This window comes from Roseateles sp. P5_E11, from assembly GCF_054049355.1.
In genome coordinates, this window is sequence record NZ_JBFUMO010000779.1 from 1 (window position 1) to 2182 (window position 2182).

Annotated in this window: 1 protein-coding gene; it reads right to left on the reverse strand. The window is 64.2% G+C overall.

Annotated features, from left to right (window positions below):
* The coding region (locus ACXJKR_RS30470; RefSeq protein ID WP_457326026.1) for a TonB-dependent receptor plug domain-containing protein at positions 1–1715 on the reverse strand (1715 nt) is incomplete at its 3' end.
* Between the last annotated feature and the right edge of the window lie 467 nt (positions 1716–2182).

Here is a 2182-nt window from a genome sequence, read left to right on the forward strand (position 1 = left end):
CGGCTGTTGTACTCGGCCAGGGCCGCGGCCGAGATATAGGTCAGGTTGGTCGGGAAGCCTTGCCCCAAGCCGCTGCCGTAGTTGCCCGGGAAGGACTGGCTGAAGGCYGGCAGGGTGTAGGGCGAGAGCTGGGGCGCATCGTTGCCGTTCGCATCGGCGCAGGCGCTAGGCTTGCTCCAGTCCCAGGGGCCGACGCGGTACGGCGTGCCGGTAGCACAGCCCGGGCCCTGGTTCAGCGTCGCATCGGTGTGGCGCTTGTGCTGGGCACTGCGCACGCCGAACTTCAGGCTCTTCAGCACGCCGGAGTCGAGCGAGTACTCGCCGTCGACCTGGGCCCAGCTTTCCTTGTCGTGGACGATGACGTGTTCGGCGCCGAAGATCCAGTCAAAGCCCACCGTGGGGTTGGTGAAGCTGAAGGCGGGCGCGGTGTCGTTGCCTTGCAAGGCATAGCTGGCCCGCGTGGCGGCGATGTGCGGCTCAACCACATCTTGGCTGACGGTCTGGCCTTTGCCCTTGGACGTGCCGGCATTGGCGGTCAGCGTCAGCGCGCTGTTGACCTTGAAGCTGCCATCCAGGCTCAGGAAGTTGCTCTCGGCAGAAGCCTTGCGCGAGATCATGTCGTAGTAGCCGGCGGTCGACGAACTGGCCCAGTCGAAGGTGGCCTGCGTCAGCGTCTTCACGCCCTTGCTGTCGGTCGCGATCTTGTAGTTCGAGATCGTGGCGCTGTTGATCAGGCCGGCGCGCGGCGCGATCAGGTAATTGCGGTTGTAGTTGTCCGCGTCCATCTTGGACGAGAAGCCCGTCAGCGTGAGGTCCACGTCCTGGGTGGGCTTGAACTGGGCGCGCACCAGGCCGCCCTTGCGCTCGCGCTCCTGCGTGAAATAGGCGGCACCGATCAGGTCGGGGGTGTAGACGCCGTTCAGCTCGGGGTGCGCGGCGACGAGGGCGGGCGCATTGGTGCTGTCCAGCTTGTTGATGAAGCCAAGCGTCTCCACGCCATCGCGACGCAGGCTGCGCTTTTCCGAGAAGGCCTGCACCAGCACGCCGAAGGTCTTGGACTCGTTCTTGAAGTTGGCCAGCACGCTGAGCTGCGGGTCCGTCTTCTTGGGCAGGCTGGCGTAAACCGCGCCCAGGCCCGCTTCAAAGGTCAGCGCCTTGGCGAAGTCCAGCGGCTTGCGGGTGATGATGTTCACCGAACCTGCCGTGCCGCCTTCCACCAGGGATGCTTCGGCGCTCTTGCGCACTTCCACGCGGCTGACGAGTTCGGAGGGCAGCAGCGAGTAGCTGACGCTGCGGCCGACGCCGGCACCGGTCTGGTCCAGCACGAACCAGTCGCCATTGGCGATGCCGTGGCTGTCGAGCAGCGTCTGCGTCAGGCTGGGGTTGGTGCCGCGCAGGCCCACGCGGTCACGTTCGTCGAAGCCGCCGGAGCCGCCGGCCGGGCTGTTCAGGATGGTGACCCCAGGCACGCGGGCCAGCGAGTCGGCCACGTTCTTGTCCGGCATCTTGCCGATGTCTTCGGCCGAGATGACGTCGATGTGGGCGTCGGCATTGCGTTTGACGCTCAGCGACTTTTCCTGCGACGCACGGATACCGGTGATGGTGACCGTGTCCAGTTGCTGGGGAGCCGGGGCTTGCTGCGCCATGGCGGCGCCGCTGGCGCCAAGCAAAGCGATGAGTACCGCCTGCGAGATGGGAGTCTGCTTGACCTTCATATGCTGTTCCTCGTTGTGGCCAATGAATTGGGGCGGCGGTGACTGCTTCGGGTGCGTTGCATACCACCTTCGGTCCGGTTGATGCCTTGTTTGCCCTCAAAAGCGCATCCAACCAGTGCCATGCCACTGTAACGATTGATAACGCCACTTTGCTACCAATTTTTACTGGGGGGTTTCCCGAGTGGTGGCGGCAAAGTGTCTGCTCATTGGGTGGCGCCCTCTCTGGGGCGACCAATCTAGCGGATCAAATTGGTGCTTAATTGGTATCTTTGCGCGTATAAAACTGTTGCGCTTGGGCGACGCGACCCTTGTGCAAGTCGTAAGAAGGCGCCCGGCAGTGCTCGCCAGCTGGTAGCTGGGTGGCCTTGATCTGGTTTTGTATTGGTCCGAGGCGAGGCGACGCCTGGGTGCCGTGGCGAGGCTGGGCGTCGCCAGGGAAGGCGAGATGAGCGGAGCGCCAGGGGAAT